Annotated in this window: 14 protein-coding genes, 2 pseudogenes and 1 CRISPR repeat array; of the genes and pseudogenes, 11 read left to right on the top strand and 5 right to left on the bottom strand. The window is 39.6% G+C overall.

From position 1 onward, the window contains the following. Positions 1–20 precede the first annotated feature (20 nt). A pseudogene (locus tag ACSQ7D_RS12405) lies at positions 21–113 on the top strand (type II CRISPR-associated endonuclease Cas1); the annotation flags it as partial. 17 nt (positions 114–130) lie between these two features. After that, positions 131–2,150: a CRISPR direct-repeat array (repeat unit 46 nt; unit sequence GTTGTTATCAATCGCAAAACTACAAAATTTGAAAGCAATTCACAAC). A 127-nt stretch (positions 2,151–2,277) separates the two neighbouring features. Further along, on the top strand, positions 2,278–2,529 hold the full coding sequence (locus ACSQ7D_RS12400) for a GlsB/YeaQ/YmgE family stress response membrane protein (RefSeq protein ID WP_009411577.1): 252 nt from the start codon (positions 2,278–2,280) through the stop codon (positions 2,527–2,529). Between the two features lie 79 nt (positions 2,530–2,608). Here ACSQ7D_RS12400 and ACSQ7D_RS12395 read toward each other — a convergent pair whose 3' ends face one another. Further along, positions 2,609–2,995, bottom strand: a complete 387-nt coding sequence (locus ACSQ7D_RS12395; protein ID WP_437136423.1) for a hypothetical protein — start codon at positions 2,993–2,995, stop codon at positions 2,609–2,611. A gap of 193 nt (positions 2,996–3,188) precedes the next feature. After that, entirely contained in the window at positions 3,189–3,881 is a 693-nt protein-coding gene (locus ACSQ7D_RS12390) for a DUF3784 domain-containing protein (protein ID WP_437136422.1), read from the bottom strand. Between the two features lie 933 nt (positions 3,882–4,814). Here ACSQ7D_RS12390 and ACSQ7D_RS12385 point away from each other — a divergent pair. The 5 genes from ACSQ7D_RS12385 (at position 4,815) to ACSQ7D_RS12365 (ending at position 8,898) form a co-directional block, all read left to right on the top strand. Continuing rightward, complete coding sequence (locus ACSQ7D_RS12385) at positions 4,815–6,254, top strand: hypothetical protein (protein ID WP_437136421.1); 1,440 nt, start codon at positions 4,815–4,817, stop codon at positions 6,252–6,254. Between the two features lie 127 nt (positions 6,255–6,381). After that, positions 6,382–6,903 (top strand): DUF3127 domain-containing protein, encoded by a 522-nt coding sequence (locus ACSQ7D_RS12380; protein ID WP_009411581.1) that lies wholly within the window; start codon positions 6,382–6,384, stop codon positions 6,901–6,903. Positions 6,904–6,906: 3 nt separating this feature from the next. Then, the gene (gene aat, locus ACSQ7D_RS12375) at positions 6,907–7,575 is read left to right on the top strand and encodes a leucyl/phenylalanyl-tRNA--protein transferase (RefSeq protein ID WP_437136420.1); all 669 of its coding nucleotides are present in this window, start codon (positions 6,907–6,909) and stop codon (positions 7,573–7,575) included. Positions 7,576–7,580: 5 nt separating this feature from the next. Then, positions 7,581–8,372: a glycoside hydrolase family 16 protein gene (locus tag ACSQ7D_RS12370; protein ID WP_264855711.1), complete on the top strand. Its 792-nt coding sequence runs from the start codon at positions 7,581–7,583 to the stop codon at positions 8,370–8,372. Between the two features lie 13 nt (positions 8,373–8,385). Continuing rightward, the gene (locus ACSQ7D_RS12365) at positions 8,386–8,898 is read left to right on the top strand and encodes a zeta toxin family protein (protein ID WP_437136419.1); all 513 of its coding nucleotides are present in this window, start codon (positions 8,386–8,388) and stop codon (positions 8,896–8,898) included. A 112-nt stretch (positions 8,899–9,010) separates the two neighbouring features. Here the strand turns inward: ACSQ7D_RS12365 and ACSQ7D_RS12360 are convergent, their stop codons facing one another. Both ACSQ7D_RS12360 and ACSQ7D_RS12355 read right to left on the bottom strand, forming a co-directional pair. After that, positions 9,011–10,213: a Bcr/CflA family multidrug efflux MFS transporter gene (locus ACSQ7D_RS12360; RefSeq protein ID WP_437136418.1), complete on the bottom strand. Its 1,203-nt coding sequence runs from the start codon at positions 10,211–10,213 to the stop codon at positions 9,011–9,013. A gap of 184 nt (positions 10,214–10,397) precedes the next feature. Beyond that, positions 10,398–12,881: a zinc-dependent metalloprotease gene (locus tag ACSQ7D_RS12355; protein WP_437136417.1), complete on the bottom strand. Its 2,484-nt coding sequence runs from the start codon at positions 12,879–12,881 to the stop codon at positions 10,398–10,400. A gap of 911 nt (positions 12,882–13,792) precedes the next feature. Between ACSQ7D_RS12355 and pheS the strand changes: the two genes are divergently transcribed. The 4 genes from pheS (at position 13,793) to ACSQ7D_RS12335 (ending at position 17,954) form a co-directional block, all read left to right on the top strand. Then, positions 13,793–14,815 carry a phenylalanine--tRNA ligase subunit alpha gene (gene pheS / locus ACSQ7D_RS12350; protein WP_437136416.1) on the top strand — a complete coding sequence of 341 codons (1,023 nt, stop codon included), beginning with the start codon at positions 13,793–13,795 and terminating at the stop codon, positions 14,813–14,815. 320 nt (positions 14,816–15,135) lie between these two features. Continuing rightward, positions 15,136–16,047, top strand: a complete 912-nt coding sequence (locus tag ACSQ7D_RS12345; RefSeq protein WP_437136415.1) for an ABC transporter ATP-binding protein — start codon at positions 15,136–15,138, stop codon at positions 16,045–16,047. A gap of 62 nt (positions 16,048–16,109) precedes the next feature. Continuing rightward, positions 16,110–16,721 (top strand): PASTA domain-containing protein, encoded by a 612-nt coding sequence (locus ACSQ7D_RS12340; protein WP_002673909.1) that lies wholly within the window; start codon positions 16,110–16,112, stop codon positions 16,719–16,721. Between the two features lie 174 nt (positions 16,722–16,895). Further along, a complete protein-coding gene (locus ACSQ7D_RS12335; RefSeq protein WP_009417281.1) occupies positions 16,896–17,954 on the top strand; it encodes an RluA family pseudouridine synthase in 1,059 nt (352 codons plus the stop codon). 101 nt (positions 17,955–18,055) lie between these two features. Here ACSQ7D_RS12335 and ACSQ7D_RS12330 read toward each other — a convergent pair. Then, positions 18,056–18,468, bottom strand: a pseudogene (locus ACSQ7D_RS12330) (TonB-dependent receptor); the annotation flags it as partial.

Below are 18,468 nucleotides of genomic sequence, written 5' to 3'. Positions count from 1 at the left end.
AATAAAACACCCTTTAAACTATGTTATACCGTTCTATTTACATAGGCAATCCTGCTCATTTGAAGTTGAAAGATAAACAACTCAAAATAACCGACCCCACTACCCAAACTGTTCCAAAATATGCCCACGCGTTGTTATCAATCACAAAACTACAAAATTTGAAAGCAATTCACAACCCTATGAGCGACAAATACCACGTGCTTATTGTTGTTATCAATCGCAAAACTACAAAATTTGAAAGCAATTCACAACGGTACGCCACTAACTGCGGTTTCTCTAACCGTTGTTATCAATCGCAAAACTACAAAATTTGAAAGCAATTCACAACAGACACAACGCAAGTTTATCAAAGAGCAGGTTGTTATCAATCACAAAACTACAAAATTTGAAAGCAATTCACAACTTCAACGCTTTCAGCTACTTGAGAAGCAAAGTTGTTATCAATAGCAAAACTACAAAATTTGAAAGCAATTCACAACTAATAAATTTGCCGATGAAATGGTGAAGAGGTTGTTATCAATCGCAAAACTACAAAATTTGAAAGCAATTCACAACAGAGGGAAGGGAGATACAACCTTTCTGTTTGTTGTTATCAATCGCAAAACTATAAAATTTGAAAGCAATTCACAACCAGCTAAAGCCATAAGCTCAGGTTCGGGGTGTTGTTATCAATCGCAAAACTACAAAATTTGAAAGCAATTCACAACTGTGAGTTTAGCGTTATCAGCGAATAAGCTGTTGTTATCAATCGCAAAACTACAAAATTTGAAAGCAATTCACAACAGCGGGTAGTGCTAATATTTTGCCTGCCTGGTTGTTATCAATCGCAAAACTACAAAATTTGAAAGCAATTCACAACTTTCCTTAGCCTCCGTAGTAATGTGGTTCTGTTGTTATCAATCGCAAAACTACAAAATTTGAAAGCAATTCACAACTCTTTCTCGCCAAAATCGACACACACGCTTGTTGTTATCAATTGCAAAACTACAAAATTTGAAAGCAATTCACAACAGGAAAAACGAGAAGCTGCACGCCAAGAAAGTTGTTATCAATCGCAAAACTACAAAATTTGAAAGCAATTCACAACGGTAAGAGCAACAGAGGAGGTGAAGATAGTGTTGTTATCAATCGCAAAACTACAAAATTTGAAAGCAATTCACAACTAATGTTTGATTTTCCATTGTGTTATAATAGTTGTTATCAATCGCAAAACTACAAAATTTGAAAGCAATTCACAACAAGTGTACTTCTACATCTACACCAAAGAAGGTTGTTATCAATCGCAAAACTACAAAATTTGAAAGCAATTCACAACGGTAAGAGCAACAGAGGAGGTGAAGATAGTGTTGTTATCAATCGCAAAACTACAAAATTTGAAAGCAATTCACAACGACGTATTGGGCTTCTATGTAGGATTAGAAGTTGTTATCAATCGCAAAACTACAAAATTTGAAAGCAATTCACAACTAATGATTTTTCCATTTTCGTCTAAGATAAGTTGTTATTAATCGCAAAACTACAAAATTTGAAAGCAATTCACAACGTTGAATGTTATTCGGGATTTGCCAAGTGAGTTGTTATCAATCGCAAAACTACAAAATTTGAAAGCAAATCACAACGAATATATTATATATGGTGTGCAATACTGCGTTGTTATCAATCGCAAAACTACAAAATTTGAAAGCAATTCACAACTGAATTAGGCTTAGATGGTGGCGAACTGAAGTTGTTATCAATCCCAAAACTACAAAATTTGAAAGCAATTCACAACTCCTATCAATAAGTTTTGGGATTGCTTCTTGTTGTTATCAATCGCAAAACTACAAAATTTGAAAGCAATTCACAACGTGGGACATCGTGGCGAGTATTACGCCTTGTTGTTATCAATCGCAAAACTACAAAATTTGAAAGCAATTCACAACTACGTGTCTTTAAATACGCTTCCTCAATCTGTTGTTATCAATCGCAAAACTACAAAATTTGAAAGCAATTCACAACCTTCTTCAACATCGAGGATATATACTTTGAGTTGTTATCAATCGCAAAACTACAAAATTTGAAAGCAATTCACAACCATTTGTATCCTCATAGAAAGGAGACCAGCGTTGTTATCAATCGCAAAAGTACAAAATTTGAAAACAATTCACAAAATGTATAAGTAAATAATCTGAACAATAACGCCAAGTAAAGCGAGCGAATCCTCTCCCTTTTATGATTTTTATTTGTTTTTTTAGATGATAATTCTTATCTTTGTGCCCTAATTTAATATTAAAAATTATGGGTATTATCGCAACACTTATTATTGGAGCCATCGCTGGATGGTTAGGAGGAACTATCTACAAAGGTAGTGGATTAGGTCTTATAGGCAATATCATTATTGGTATTCTTGGAAGTATCGTGGGATATTGGCTTTTAGGAGATGTGTTTCACGTCTCACTTGGAGGAGGATGGATTGGTGCTATCTTGACAGGAGCTATTGGAGCTATCGTTATTTTATTCTTGATAAATTTGATATTTAAAAAGAAGTAATAAGGAAGAGCACATATTAAAAATGAAAAAACCCCGAAAATATATATTTTCGGGGTTTTTTAGTACTTCTTTTTTAGAATTACCTTTTTGCGTTAGCAGTCCAGGTCTTTCCATCTGTAGTATACAGAATGTTCAATGAAGAGGCGTTGATTCTAATGATTTTCACACCATCTTTCAAGTCGATGTTTACTAAAGTGTTATCTCCTTCTTTTTTGAAGCTAACACCTTTAAGGTCAGGGATGCCGTCTGAAAAACGGAAATAATAGTCATTTCCTGTTTTAACAACTGTTACGGCTCCATTATCAGCAGCTTTTTTCTCATCTCCATTTGAGTAAGAGATACTACCTTTGTAGGTTCCTACAAAAAGGTCATTGTCTGCTGGGTCATCATTCTTGCTACAAGATATAGAAGAAAAAGCTACTAGTGATAAACAAATCACTGATACTAAAGCAATAATTTTTTTCATGCTTGGTAAAATTTAAAAATTAATATTAAAGTTTACCACAATAATTATACCATTCGAATGCTTTACGCAAATTTTAACAGTTGTTATCAATGGCAAAACTACAAAATTTAAAGGGGATTCACAACTATGTGGCTGTACAACTGAATGTCCGTAATAAGAGTTAATGTTTTAGGCGAAATTATAAAATTTGGGTTCATTTCATATGTGTTTTGATATTATTGAATAATTGTAAAGTTTGTATAGAATCGCCATAATTCAAAAGAAGTATTTGATTTTTGGAGTGATAAATCTTAATGTAAGGTTTTGTATTAACACGTAAAGAAAGTTTATATACATCACCTTTTTCGGTTTTAAAAAATCCCTTTTTGATGATTCCTACATCAAACCCGTTAGTTCGCAAAACAAATTTAGGTAATTCGTTAACAAGAGTTATTGAATCAATATCTTTCATTTTAATATTAAAATGATAAAGACCTGAATTCTCAATTCTTTCTTTGCTAACCTCAATATCACTTTCTCTCATTCCATAAAAAAGAAAAATACACACAGCCCCGATTAAGAAAAGAACAATGTAAATAGTTTTTTTAGAAGAAGATTGTTTTCTTATAGGAGATCGTAATACAGATAAAATGGGAATAAGCAAGCCTAATAATATGGAAACACCAATGTCCCAAACAACGGAACGAGACAGAAAAGTTAAAAAAATAGAAGCTAATCCACAAATAATAAAGACATTACGCAGATACAGCGTATAATCTGTGTTTTTTAAAGATTCTTTCTCTTCATCAGACAATGTGTTATAGCCTGATAATAAGTTAGGGAATTTTGAGATTAGAAATCCCATTGTTATGTAAAACACTCCTAAAATACAATTTATGGTATCCATAAAAGTTTAGTTTTATACGTTAATAATACAAGACAAAGATAAACATAACAAATCCGTTTAAACTTTTGGCAAAGATACAATAAATAATTGGAAAATGAGGAAATTAGAAGATGAGGGAATGAGAAAATGAGGGAATTAGAAAATGGAGTGTGAGGTTGTATTAGAGGAATGAGGCTGTGCCTCAGAAATTAAACAAATTTTAAACAAAATCAAGGCTACGCCTTGTAAACCAGCGGAGGTATTGTCAGTTTATTCAACTTTGCCAAAGGTGCAAGCCGCACAGGCAGTCGTAGCACGACGGGTGATTAACTTTGGCAAAGTTTGAGATGAAAAAGCGATGTGTTGAGGTTATTAGGAGGATTCGGAAGGAAACGGAGGAAATCAGAAGGAGACTGGGAGGGTTTTTGATGAAAAAAGGGTGTAAGATGGGTGGGGGTAGCTTATAGAGAGCTTATAGGAAGCTTATACGAATCTTGGACGATTGGTATAGGAAGGGTGTATAAGTGGTTGATTCATACTATAATACAACAAGGCTAAAAATGTTAAAAACGGGGTTTCGAGGCGAAAGAAAGAGAAAAGGCAATAGGCCTTAGGCCATAGGCAATAGGGGGAAGTGTGACGGAAAAAATAATGAAATGACGAATGACGAGAGACGAATGACGAAGAAAATGTGGTGAAAATGTCTCCCTTCTCACATACCCAGCAGTCACTGGCTACCTTCAAAGGGGGAATGTAGTGACGGAAAAGGGAAAAAATGACGAGTGACGAGTGACGAATGACGAAGGGGCGAGTGACGTGAAGGAGGGAATGTAGCGAGAGAAAAAAGAAGGGTGAAGGGGGGAATGATGGATTTTTCTTTTATATATCTTGTATATATTACAAAATTCATTATTTTTGCGGTTGTAATTTAATTGTTTTTTCAAGATGAATAAAATGAAATGTTTATTTTTAATAGGCGTACTTTCGGTAATGAATGTTTGTGCGCAAGATTTTAAAGTAAAGAAGGGTGAACTTCTATCAAATGGTACTCCCGTTGCTAAGATTGAGAAAAAGGACGGTAAATATCAATTTAGTGACCTTTCGAATCATTTGTTGTACAGGGTGGTTCTCACGGCTGAAACGGCACAAGGTAATTTAGCTCCTCACCGTTGGATAGAGTTTTCTAATGCTAATGGGGTAATTCGGGAAGTGGCAATTCCGGATAAATTGAAATTTACTTTTTCGGGTGAGAAGTACCTGCTTGACTGTGTGTTTAAATCGGGGACGGGAATGCTCACAGAAAAGGGTATTGACCCTGCGGTGGTAACGGCTTTTTTTGAGAGTACTCATCGTCCGTTCTCAGAGAAATGGGACGCTGTGTTTGAACAAGAGCGGAATACTATTCAAACGGAAGATAACTTGGCTACGGCTGATAAAATTTCGGTACAGGGAGAAGCGATTCTTAAAAACGGCAAGCAAATAGGCATTATTGTGCGCAAAGTGCAAAATGGAGATGGGGGTATTGTTATCACTGATTTTACGGTAACAGATATCAAAGGTCACGTAGTGGCTACTGCGCATCATCATTCGTATAAAAACGAAGATTATTTCGTTATAAAAACCTACGACCAAAAAGAGTTTCCAATATTTGTTCCTCTTACCAAAATAGGGGTAGCTGATAAAAGAATTGTGAATAGGCTTTATGCCAATGGCTATCCGTTTGGCGATATGACTGAGACTTTTAGTCAATATTTAGAAGGTAGAAAGAATGCTATCGACCAGCAAAATAAAGAAATGTTGGAGGAAGCGAAAAAGCAAACGGTAAATATTTACGATGCTCCGGGTTATGTGATAGATGCTAAAGGGGATAAGAAAGAGGGGCTTATTACGATTGAGTTCCAGTCGGTAGGAGCGATACTTAACAAAGAGCAGAATGTATCAGATCTTACTTCATATGGGGCTACGATGAAACTCAAAAAGGAAGGTGAGAAAGACGCTTATTTTAAAGCGAAGGACGGTGTGAAATTCTGCATAGAAGAGCGTTGTTTTATAGGTTCAAAAAGTGCAGAAGACGGTTTTTTTGCTCACGGAGGTTCACAGTTAAACGTACTTTCGGGAGCTGCTCAGTTCTTTGAGATTCTGTATGATAACAACGGCAATTACGTGTTGGCACACAGCAGATATCCTGAGGATTACTATTTGAAGATTAAGGGAGCTGACAAAGCGGTATATTTGGGAGATAAAGCAACTTTTGGTTCGAAGAGTGCGGATAAAATACAAAAAATATTGGCTAAATATATCAACTGTCCTTCGTTAGATGTTACTAAATACAATACCAAAACGAAAGAAGGAATGATACAGTTGGTAGATGATTATACAAAGACTTGTAAATAGAATGTTTTTGGGCAAAAAGTAAAATGTTTTGTAATATTTTAGGGTATAAGTATTGCCGATAACTAAAAAAATAGTATCTTTGCCCTTGTAAATATTATCAGAATAAGCAATAAAAAGGAATACCAATATGGAAATTCAAGGACGAATTATAAAGATTAGCCCTACACAAACCGTAGGACAAAACGGCTTTCAACGCCGTGATGTGGTGATTTCTACTGAGGAACAATACCCCCAGTATATCCCTTTTGACTTTGTACAAGAAAAATGTGTACTTCTCGACAACTTTCAGGTAGGGCAATTGGTACGCATCAGTTTCAATATTCGGGGTCGTGAATGGGTAAACCCACAAGGTGAAACTAAATATATTGTGAACTTACAAGGATGGCGTATTGAAAATGCTGAGGTGGCACAAGGAGCCTATCCCCCTCCGCAAGGGCAATATCCACCACAGGGGCAACCTGCTTATCCGCCACAAGGATATGCCCAACCACAATATCAGCAAGCGCCTCCGCAATATCAGCAAGCCCCACCACAATACCAACAAACGCCCCCTCAGTATCCGCCACAAGCCCCTCAACAGGCTTTTAGTGCACCAGATCCCGCACAGGGAGCTTCTGCCCCTACTGAGGAAGACGATTTGCCATTCTAAAGAATGATATACTTAACGAACGATAAAACATCTTTTCCTTCCCCCGATACGGCTTCGGAGGAAGGAATTGTTGCTTTAGGAGGGAGTCTTACCCCTGAACGGCTTATTGAAGCGTATTCGGAGGGTATTTTCCCGTGGTATAACGAAGGAGAGCCGGTAGTCTGGTGGTGTCCTGACCCGCGTTTTGTACTCTTTCGTGAGAAATTGCATATCAGCAAGCATATGCGCAAGATGCTACGCGAAGCACCTTATCGCGTTACTTATAACCGTTGTTTTACTGAGGTGATGCGACAGTGCGCTACTGTTCCGCGTAAAGACCAAGACGGCACGTGGATTCACCCTGAACTGATAGAAGCCTATACAGGCTTGCATAAAAGAGGGATAGCGCACTCGGTAGAGGTGTGGGGAGGAGATGTACTCATAGGAGGTTTATACGGGCTAAAAATGAGCGAAATCTTTTGTGGGGAGAGTATGTTTAGCAAGCGCAATAATGCCTCAGAATACGGCTTTATCACCTACCTGCAAGCACACCCCGATATAGCATTGGTAGATTGCCAAATATACAGCGAGTATTTAGAGCGTTTGGGAGCAGAGAAAATACCTCGCAAAGAGTTTTTAGCGCTTTTGGATAAGATGAGAGAAGATATAAAGAATGAAAAAATAATAACTTAAACTGTATGAATATGAGACCTTTTACATTATTACTATTTACGTTGGCTCTTATGAGCTGGGGTTGTTCTAAAAAAGAGGAGGTTAATGAGAAACCTTGGAAATTGGTATGGGAAGATAATTTCGACAGAAATGATATTTTCTCGACTGGCGTGTGGACAAAAATGAACCGTTGGGGAGACAACTGTTGCAACACAATGAGCAATGACCCGAGTTTGTTTGAGATAAAGAACGGGAAGATGATTCTCTTAGGGGTAACTAATAAAAATTTAAAAAAAGACCCTTCGCCTTACCTCACAGCAGGAGTTTGGACGAAAGGGAAGAAGTTTTTCCAAAAAGGAAAGATAGAAGTGCGCTGTAAGCTAGAGGGAACACAAGGAGCGTGGCCTGCTATATGGTTGGTTACTAAAGACACTAAATGGCCTGAAGACGGAGGGGAGATAGATCTTATAGAACGCTTAAATTACGATCCTTTTGTGTATCACACTGTGCATTCGCCGTTTACATATAAAAAGAAAGCAGGACCTAAAAACTCTACTTCTTTCCCTATTAATCCTGATGACTACAACACTTATGCAGTGGATTTTGAAGGAGATGTGATACGGTTTTACGTAAACGGACTGCCTTCATTTGTTTATTCGCGTATGCCTGGTAAGGAGAGTGAAAAGCAATTCCCGTTTGATTTGCCTTTCTTTTTGATTATTGATATGCAACTGGGAGGTGAATGGGTAGGCGAAGTAAAGCCGTTTGATAAACCCGTGAGAATGTATATTGATTGGGTGCGGTTTTATCAGAGGTAAACGAGGTATAAAAATGATTGTTTTAATTACTGGAGCTTCACACACAGGTAAGACTTTTTTAGCTCAAAAGCTATTAGAAAAATATAAATACCCATATCTATCAATAGATCACTTAAAAATGGGATTAATTCGCAGTGGTTATACTAAACTTACCTTAGAAAATGATAAAGCACTTACAGATTATATGTGGCCTATTATTCGTGAAATGATTAAAACAGCCATAGAAAACAAACAAAATCTTATCATTGAAGGAGCATATATTCCTTTTGACTGGGAGAAAGATTTTACAAAAAAATATCTCGAGGATATTAAATGTTATTGTCTTGTAATGAGTGAAAACTATATTAAAACCCACTTTAAGGATATAAAGAAATATGCAAAAGTCATAGAAAACCGTTTAGATGATGATTGGTGTACAATGGAAAGTGTTTTAGATGATAATGCACAGTTTTTAGCGCTTGCAAAGAAACATAACACTAATTTGATACTGATTGATGATGGCTATAAGGTAAACATTGAGCTATGATGTTTATTGAACTATCAGATTGTTAGTTGTCAATGGTGAATTATTATGAAAGCAAGCGCAGTGGTGAGATTTTTGTTTTGGAGAGTCTTAGAGAGGCAGAGAAACGGTATAGTTATTTGCTAATGGTGCGACGGGCGACTAACAGCACGTAGCTGAGGGCGCCTATTCCTATGCATATTGCCATTGCAAATACCATTGGGCGCTCGGAGGTGATGGCGAAAAGCGAGAGCACTGCTCCTACTACCGAACCGATACCAAAACGCAACATTCCTGTGAGGGAATTGGCGGTACCCGCTACTTCGGGGTACATATCCAAAATGGCGGCATTGGCGCTACTGGACACTACCGATACTAAACCTACAAACATTGAAACGCCTGCTACGGTAGCCCATAATCCCAAATGGAAAATACCGCATATCACCAGCCACGCTCCTGCAATGAGTTGGATAGTAAGCCCCAACCGTAAGGATTTTTCTACCCCTATTTTGGTGACGAATTTCCCATTGAGTGAGGTTGCCGTCATCATTACAATTACATTGAGAAGGAAAAAATATCCAAAGTGCTGAGGGGCTACCCCAAAGAGTTTGGTGTACACGATAGAGCCCGTGGTAATAAAGCAAAACATTCCCGAATAGGAAAGCGAATTGCAGAAAATATATCCCAATACCTTTTTGTTGCTGAGGAGCTTGCCGTAAATGCACAAGGTGTTGCCTATTTTCAAAGGAACACGCTTGAACTTAGGAAGCGTTTCAGGGATTTTATAACTCACTAAGAGCGCCGCCAAGAGTCCTAAAACCATCAGCACGTAGAAGATGATATGCCAATGAAACCAGTCGGTGAGGTGACCACCCAGTACGGGGGCGATAAGTGGGGCAATCATCGTGACAATCATAATCATCGACATTTGGCGGGCGAACTCATTTTTGGCGAAAAGGTCGCGCAGGAGGGCGCCCGTTACTACCGCAGGCGAGGCTCCAAAAAAGCCTTGCACAAAGCGCAGTATATAAAAATGATGGATATGGTGAATTTGCGTAATCACTAACGACACCAATGCTGAGGTGATAATCCCGATGAGAATGATAGGTTTACGCCCATAACTATCGGAAAGAGGTCCCCAGAAGAGTTGCCCAAAAGCAAAACCAAGGGTAAAGAGCGCTAAGGTTTGAGATATCATCTCTTCGGATACGTTCAAATCGTTAGCAATCTTCACAAAAGCAGGGAGGTACATATCGATAGCCAGGGGGGTGAGCATCGATAGGAGTCCCATAATGAGGATAAACAGTAGGTCGGGTTTGGGTTCGTGTTGTTGTTGCATTATCAGTTTCTTGAAATTAGAAAAAAGAAGTGTAGCTTGCACTACAGAATTGAACAAAAAATTTTGAAAAAATAAAAGATAAGACTACGTCTTAGAAATCTTACAAATATAAAAACAAATCGAACAAGCCATAGCACGGCAGACATTTAAATGATTTGTTTAATTTTTCTTCCGAAGGGAGACTCTATTTTTTAGGGTCTTTAATACGTTCTATTTCCTTTATAATTTCTTGGTAGTGTAGATGGTTAATAGATGAAGCAGGTTCTTTGGCAAGAGCTTGTTTGGCGAAAGCCTCAATCATATCCAAATGTTGTAAGGCAAAGAGGCGCACATCGGATACTTGTTGTATGCTCGCTGCTTTGCTGTTTTTAGCCTCAGCAGGTGCATTGATGAGCCTATCGATTTGAGAGAGGTACAATCGTTCGATACCACGGCGATAAGTGTTTTGGCGTGCATCGGGGTTGTTGAGGGGTTTCCATACCGCTTTGAATACATCTTGCAGATATTCGTTTAGCGGATAAGGATTTTTGGAGGTGAGCGATTGGTTGTAAAGGTTGTAGAGGGTTGACTCTCCTAAAAGCACACTCAGGGTAAGGTTTTGCATACTGATGATGTTCTTATCGGGAGTTGCTCCTGTTTTTTCTACTATTTCCTGAGGATATAACCACAAAGGTGCCTCAAAAAGTTCTTTATCTAAATAGTTTATAGCTTCTTTTACTTTTTCTTTAGGCACTTCTTTATAGACTTCTTTCTCACCGATGATGCCCACATATCTATTGCCAATGTGTTTGAGCACGTGTTTTAAATATCGAAAATACTGCATATAGGCAGCAGTTTGCATTTCGTCGAGATGTTCGTATTTGTCGTTAGGCTGTTTAGTCCATTCGGGGAGGTGTTGCACGATATAGCGAAGGTTTTTCAATCCGTAGGTATTGGCTTTCATTACGTTGTCCGAAAGGTCTTCGGTTTGTGCACGAGGGTCTTCATCTTTGCCTTCCCCTCCGAACCACAATCGCGGATTGGCTTTGAGTTTTTGGGTAACCATTTCGGCAAGCGCCTCTTGTTCGGCATACTCGTCTTTGTATTTGTTGCCGTAATAGCGATATCCCCATTCAATTGCCCATTTGTCGTAGATGCCTATGCGTGGATAGAGTCCTTTGCTGTTAATATTGTCTTCGGGCTGTGCCACATAGTTAAAACGCGCGTAGTCCATAATAGAAGCAGTATGCCCATTGGCTTCAACCCATTTTTTGTCGCGGAGTTTTTCGACAGGCGTCTGACTGCTGGCGCCCATATTGTGGCGCAAACCTAAGCAGTGCCCTATTTCGTGAGAGGAGACAAAGCGCACGAGGTCGCCCATTAGTTCCTCGTTGAACTCCATAGTACGAGCGCGTTTATCGACAGCGCCTGCCTGAATCATATACCACTGATTGAGGAGTTTCATCACGTTGTGATACCAGCCCACGTGGCATTCTATAATTTCACCACTGCGAGGGTCGGCGATGTTAGGACCGTAGGCATTACTTTTTTCGGAAGGGAGGTAGCGAATTACGTTGAAGCGCGCATCTTCTAAGCTCATTGAAGGGTCGTTAGGCCAAGGTTTTGCGACAATAGCCTCTTTGAATCCCGCTTGTTCGAAAGCAACATTCCAATCGTTTACGCCCAAAATGAGGTATTTTTGCCATTGTTTAGGCGTAGCAGGGTCGATATAGAACACAATTTGTTTTTTGGGGCGTACTAACTGACCGCTGAGATATTTTTTGACGTCTTCTTTGCGAGGTTCTAAGCGGAAACGGTGGATATAATATTCAGTTTCGGTGCGTTGCTGTTTATCGCTAAACTTGATGTATCGGGTCGCGAAAAAGCCCACACGAGGGTCGAAGAGGCGTTTTTGCATAGGTGTTTTAGGCAAGAGCACCATAGAAATATTCAGTTCTAAGGTAATAGTCCCCACCTTGTTTGCCGAAGGAATGGTACTGGGTGAAGCACTGAACGTTTTGAGAGTATTGACCTCTATGTTGATAGGATAAGGACGTATATCGTCTACAAAAGAGCGATCGGTAGCGATAGCGCCTATTTTCATTTGGGTTTTTGTATTCGATGAAAAAGAGGTAACACTGTTGTCTTGCTTGAAGAAATCGGTGATGTCGATGAGCTGTGCTTTGGTTTTGGGGTTGCGCCCGATAACGGTGAACGATGCCACCACAGGATTTGCACTCGAATTGGCTAGTGCCACCGAGATATTATCGTCGGTGCCGGCTTCTTGCAGATTTAGAAACGAGCGCAAGAGGAGTGTTTTTTCGCCTTTCTGCTCGAAATAGACGGTTTGTTCATTCACTTTTTCGCCTGCATAGAGTCCGAAGTTATGAGGAGCCGCTTTGAGGCGTGTTACGCATAGCAAATAGCGATTGAGGAGTGAATCGGGGACTTCAAAGTACCATTTATCCTCAATCTTGCGGATCGTAAAGAGTCCGTTGCGCTCAATACCCTTTTTTTTGATGAGTTTAGCGTACTCTTCGGCGCGCTTTTGCTCAGGAGTCTTTTCAGGTTTTTCAGTTGTTTTGGTTTTAGTAGTATCTTTAGTAATGGTATCTTTCACAGCAGGTATTTTCTGCGCGAAAATCATTGTTGTAAATGATAGGAAAAGTATAAGTAAGTGTTTTTTCATTATTAGGTGTCAGGGATTAGACTTGTTAGACACGTCTGATCTGAGAGTATTTGATTTTGGGGTGCAAAAGTAGAAAATAATTAGGAAATTAGCAAATGAGAGAATGAGAGAATTAGGAAATGAGAGAATTAGGAAATGAGGGAATTAGCAAATGAGAAAATGAGAAAATGGGGTGCGAGTTTGAGTTGGAGGAATGAGGCTATGTCTCAGAAATTAAACAAAATTTAAACAAATCAAGGCTGCGCCTTGTGAAAAGGGGAGAGGTTAGTCGAATTTTTTGGAGAAACTCGGAGGAGCGAGGTCGTAGCACGACAGGGTAATTGGGAAATGAGAAAATGAGAAAATGAGGAAATGAGGAAAATGCCAATAATGCCAATAATGCCAGAAATACCAAATAATACTACCAAAGGGAATGGAGGGGTCGGAGTTTTCAGACGGGTCAGACAGGTTAGAGGAGTGATTGGAGGATTCGGAAGGAAACGGAGGGTTTCGGAAGAGGGGAGGGAGAGTTTTTGATGAAAAAAGGGTGTAAGGAGGGTGGTGTTAGCTTATAGAGAGCTTATAGGAAGCTTATACGAATCTTGGACGATTGGTATAGAAAGGGTGTATAAGTGGTTGATTAGTAGCATTATATAACAGCGCTAAAAATGTTAAAAACGGAGTTTCGAGGCGAAAGAAAGAGAAAAGACAATAGGCCTTAGGCCATAGGCATTAGGGGGGAGTATGACGAAAAATCAAAAGAACCCTCCCCCTTTACACATACCCAGCTGTCGCTGGCTACCTCCAAAGGGGGAATTGGTAGATGTGAGAATTAGCAAATTAAAAAATTAGTAGATTGGTAAATTTGCTAAATGGAAAATTATTTATACTTTTGCGTCTTGGGAAAAACAAAAAAGAAATCGTATTACTGTATGATTATTGATAAAATAAAAGAGCATATTGCTAAGATAGAAGATTTTAGCGCGAAAACTAAGGAAGAACTTGAACAATTCCGCATTCAGTACCTCGGTAAAAAAGGGGTGCTCAACGACTTTTTTACTGCTTTTAAAGAGGTGCCTAAGGAGGAGAAAAAGACTTTTGGGCAGGTAGTGAATGAGCTCAAACAAAAAGTAGAAGCCAAAGTACAAGAATGGCGCGAGCGTTTGGAAGAACACAGTGAAAGCAAAGGTATATACGGCGATTTGAGTCGTCCTGCGACCCCTTCGCCTATCGGGGCGCGCCACCCTATTTCGATAGTTAAAAACGAAATTGTGAATATCTTTGCCAATATAGGTTTTAACGTATCGGACGGACCTGAGATAGAAGACGACTGGCATAACTTTACTGCCCTCAACCTTCCTGAATATCACCCTGCTCGTGATATGCAGGACACGTTTTTTATACAAACTAATCCGGATATTCTCTTACGTACCCATACCAGTTCGGTGCAAATACGCTATATGGAGGGACATCAGCCACCTATACGGACGATTTCGCCGGGTAGAGTATTCCGCAACGAAGCTATTTCGGCACGTTCACACTGTTTGTTCCACCAAGTAGAAGGCTTATATATAGATAAAAACGTATCGTTTGCTGACCTGAAACAAACTTTGTTGTACTTTACTAAGGAGATGTTCGGCAAGTCGCGTATACGTTTGCGTCCGTCGTACTTCCCTTTTACCGAGCCGAGTGCTGAGGTAGACATCTATTGGGGACTTAATAACGAGGTGGATTACCGCATTACCAAAGGTACTGGTTGGTTGGAAATTATGGGTTGTGGTATGACTGACCCTAACGTACTTAAAAACTGTGGTTTTGATAGTGAGGTATACAGTGGTTTTGCCTTCGGTATGGGAGTTGAACGCATTGCGATGCTTTTGTACCAAATAGGGGATATACGTATGTTCTATGAGAACGATATGCGTTTCTTGGAACAGTTTAAAAGTGTGCTTTAAGTGTGGAAAAAGTAAAAAGTAAAAGGTAAAAGGTAAAAGGTGCGAGCCGCACGGGCAGATTAATTAGGAAATGAGAAAATGAGGAAATGAGGAAATGGGGAAATGAGGAAATGAGGAAATGAGGAAATGGGGAAATGAGGAAATGAGGAAATGAGGAAATGAGGAAATGAGCAAATGAGGAAATGAGAAAATGAGGAAATGGAGAAATGAGCAAATGAGGGAATGAGTTCTTAGGTCACAGGGAAACTTTGCCGAAGTGTGAGAAGCAATATACGAATTGCATAATTTGCAAAGCGCCAATATTTACATATAAATAAACAATGCTAAACCTTAAAAATATATTCTTTGCTTATGAAGGGCAAGACCCTATACTGCAAGACATTTCTTTTGAGTTGGCGCAAGGTGAGCACCTTTCGCTGATGGGAGAAAGTGGTTGTGGCAAGAGTACCTTGCTGAAAGCTATTTATGGTCTCATTGATGTGCAAGAAGGTACTATACACTTCCACAACGAGCGCGTAAAGGGCCCTTCTTGGCAGTTAGTGCCTGGGTTTAAAACGATGAAATACCTTGCACAGGACTTTGGGTTAGGCCCTTATCACACGGTAGCTGAAAATGTAGGAAAGTTTATCTCTAACCTCGATTTAACCTATAAAAAAGAGCGCGTAATGGAGTTGCTCACCTTGGTGGGAATGGAACGTTTTGCGCCCTTAAAAGCACTAAACCTCAGCGGTGGTGAGAAACAGCGTGTGGCATTGGCAATGGCATTGGCACAAGAACCTCAATTGTTATTGCTTGACGAACCTTTTAGTCAGGTGGATAATTTTAGAAAGAACGAACTACAACGCACTCTCTTCGCTTATTTGAAAGAGCAAAACATTAGTTGCATAGTGGCTACTCACGACGGTAAAGACGCACTTTCTTACTCCGATAAAACCCTTATAATGCGCAACGGGAAACTATTGTTTTTTAACAATACGCTCTCGGTTTATTTCCAAAATACCGATTATTACACTGCTTCTTTGTTTGGAGAAGTGAGTTGGCATAACGGTAAACTCTTCAAACCCCAACAGATTATCATTACAGCAACCTCTGATTGGGAAGCTACTGTACAATACTGTTATTTTCAAGGAGCACAATACCTTATAGAAGCTACTTCGGTAGAAGGGAAAGTGTACTTCTACAACGATACCCCCATAGAGAAAGGGGAGAAGGTGTGGTTGAGGATATTGTAGGGGGCTGTATTGTCCTTTTCAAAAATATTTGTACCTTTGCACCATAACAATACTTGCAAAGTATGGAAAAGATTAAAGAATTCTTAAAAAACTCAGGAAAGAAACTAGCTTGGCAATTTGCTTTTGCCATAGTGGCGTGTATTATATTAGTTTGGTGTGTATTGCAACTCTTGCGCATCTATACGGCGCACGGAGAGTACATTACAGTACCTAATTTGAGCAAGAAAACACTTACCGAAGTAGGGGTGATATTAGATAAGCAACAATTGCGTTATGAGGTGTTGGATTCTACTGAATACGACCCTAAATACCCTCCTCTATCGGTAATCAGTCAGACGCCTGAGGCTACCGAGAGAGTAAAGAAGAACCGCAAAATATACCTTAACATCAATCCGTCGGGCTATCATAAAGTAACAGTGCCTAAGGTGATACAAGTAACGCGCCGGAATGCAGTAGCTACCTTGCAATCGGTAGGGCTTGCCATCGGTAGAGTTACTTATGTGAACAATATAGGGAAGGATATGGTATTGGAGATGCAACACGACGGTAAACCTGTACAACCTGGCGATAAGCTTATTAAAACCTCACGTATAGACCTTGTGTGTGGCAACGGCTTAGAGGCTCGGGATACTATCCCTACCGAAATACCTATTGAAGAACTGATGGGGGACTAGTGCGAGCCGCACAGGCAGTCGTAGCACGACGGGCGGTGTGAGCCACACTAGCAAGTGTGAGTCGCACGGGCAAGTGTGAGCAATGCAGGCTATTATAAATTTAAACTTTGGTAAGGGGCGTAGTACGCACGCTATTAGAAACTTTGGCAAAGTTTGTGGCGTAAATGTAAGGTAATGCGTGATATAGACGAGATAGAAGATTTAGACGATTTGGAACCAGACGGAGAGGGAGCTCCTTCTCTTTACGAGCATTACTCCTTTACGGCGGGCAAAGGGCAAGAACCTTTGCGCGTGGATAAATTCTTGATGAACTTTGTAGAGAACGCCACCCGTAACAAGGTGCAACAAGCAGCCAAGCAGGGTAATATTTTTGTGAATGGCGAGCCTGTAAAGTCTAATCATCGTGTGAAAGCTAATGACGAAGTAAAGGTACTTTTTCCTCACCCTCCTCACGAGGATTTATTGGTGCCCGAGAATATTCCTTTAAACATAGTATACGAAGACGATAGCCTTTTGGTGGTAAATAAACCTGCGGGTATGGTGGTACACCCTGGTCACGGCAACTACAGCGGAACGCTCATCAACGCATTAGTATATCATTTTGAGAACTTGCCTAACAACAGTAGCAATCGTCCTGGGTTGGTACATCGTATTGATAAGGATACTAGTGGACTTTTGGTAGTGGCTAAAACCGAAGAGGCGATGTTACACCTTACTCAACAGTTTTTTAATAAAACTACTCAGCGCGAATATATAGCCCTTGTGTGGGGTAATATAGAAGAAGACGAAGGAACGGTGTGTGGTCATATTGGGCGACACTTAAAAGACCGCCTGCAAATGGACGTCTTCCCCGATGGTTCTCACGGTAAAGAGGCAGTAACCCATTACAAGGTGTTAGAGCGTTTTGGTTATGTAACACTCATTTCTTGCAAGTTAGAAACAGGGCGTACGCACCAGATAAGAGTACATTTAAAACACATAGGGCATACCCTTTTTAACGATGAACGTTATGGGGGCGACAAGATTCTGAAAGGAACGACTTTTGCCAAATACAAGCAATTTGTAGAGAATTGCTTTGCGGTATTACCTCGCCAAGCCTTACACGCTAAAACCTTAGGTTTTGAACACCCCATTACTCACAAGTACCTTAGCTTTGATAGTGAACTTCCTAATGATATGCAACAGTGTATAGAGAAATGGAGGAATTATAAGAAGTCGATGGTAAGTGATTAAGGGAATAATAAGAAGAAGACATAAAAATTGAGGATATAATAAACAAACAGCGGTATGAATAAAGCATTCATACCGCTGTTTGTTTTGTTAGTATATAATTGTTACTTGTTACTTAGGCTAAACAGATAACGTACTCCTGCAAAGGCTTGTACGCCTTGTGAAGGATAATACAACCATTTTTTATAGTGTTCACTGGTGAGGTTGTTGGCTTTTAAGAATACTTGCCAATGTTTGTTGAAAGTGTAATCGGCGTGGAAATTGATATCAAAATAACCTTCCAAAGAGAGCTTCTCGGGAATAGGATTTGCAACAGTTACGTAATCGAGGTCGTAACGTTTTCCTACATAAAAGAAGTCGAATCAGCAAATAGATTGGGTAATATTCTAAAATCGGTGAAGAGAGATACTCGTGTGCTGGGTAAGTTCCAAGCGGTTTTATTTTTCTGTACACGGGCGTTATAGTTATTATATCTTCCTTCAAAGGTAAAAGAGAAAACATCTTTTATATTTCCTCC

The sequence above is a fragment of the Capnocytophaga sp. G1920 genome, from assembly GCF_051417515.1.
This window is presented reverse-complemented; position numbering and strand designations above follow the sequence as displayed.

What these genes read in the sequence shown, in the direction of transcription:
- ACSQ7D_RS12400 (WP_009411577.1), top strand. Translation starts at nt 2,278, where the DNA reads ATGGGTATTATCGCAACACTTATTATTGGAGCCATCGCTGGATGGTTA.
- ACSQ7D_RS12395 (WP_437136423.1), bottom strand. Translation starts at nt 2,995, where the DNA reads ATGAAAAAAATTATTGCTTTAGTATCAGTGATTTGTTTATCACTAGTA.
- ACSQ7D_RS12390 (WP_437136422.1), bottom strand. Translation starts at nt 3,881, where the DNA reads ATGGATACCATAAATTGTATTTTAGGAGTGTTTTACATAACAATGGGA.
- ACSQ7D_RS12385 (WP_437136421.1), top strand. Translation starts at nt 4,815, where the DNA reads ATGAAATGTTTATTTTTAATAGGCGTACTTTCGGTAATGAATGTTTGT.
- ACSQ7D_RS12380 (WP_009411581.1), top strand. Translation starts at nt 6,382, where the DNA reads ATGGAAATTCAAGGACGAATTATAAAGATTAGCCCTACACAAACCGTA.
- aat (WP_437136420.1), top strand. Translation starts at nt 6,907, where the DNA reads ATGATATACTTAACGAACGATAAAACATCTTTTCCTTCCCCCGATACG.
- ACSQ7D_RS12370 (WP_264855711.1), top strand. Translation starts at nt 7,581, where the DNA reads ATGAATATGAGACCTTTTACATTATTACTATTTACGTTGGCTCTTATG.
- ACSQ7D_RS12365 (WP_437136419.1), top strand. Translation starts at nt 8,386, where the DNA reads ATGATTGTTTTAATTACTGGAGCTTCACACACAGGTAAGACTTTTTTA.
- ACSQ7D_RS12360 (WP_437136418.1), bottom strand. Translation starts at nt 10,213, where the DNA reads ATGCAACAACAACACGAACCCAAACCCGACCTACTGTTTATCCTCATT.
- ACSQ7D_RS12355 (WP_437136417.1), bottom strand. Translation starts at nt 12,881, where the DNA reads ATGAAAAAACACTTACTTATACTTTTCCTATCATTTACAACAATGATT.
- pheS (WP_437136416.1), top strand. Translation starts at nt 13,793, where the DNA reads ATGATTATTGATAAAATAAAAGAGCATATTGCTAAGATAGAAGATTTT.
- ACSQ7D_RS12345 (WP_437136415.1), top strand. Translation starts at nt 15,136, where the DNA reads ATGCTAAACCTTAAAAATATATTCTTTGCTTATGAAGGGCAAGACCCT.
- ACSQ7D_RS12340 (WP_002673909.1), top strand. Translation starts at nt 16,110, where the DNA reads ATGGAAAAGATTAAAGAATTCTTAAAAAACTCAGGAAAGAAACTAGCT.
- ACSQ7D_RS12335 (WP_009417281.1), top strand. Translation starts at nt 16,896, where the DNA reads ATGCGTGATATAGACGAGATAGAAGATTTAGACGATTTGGAACCAGAC.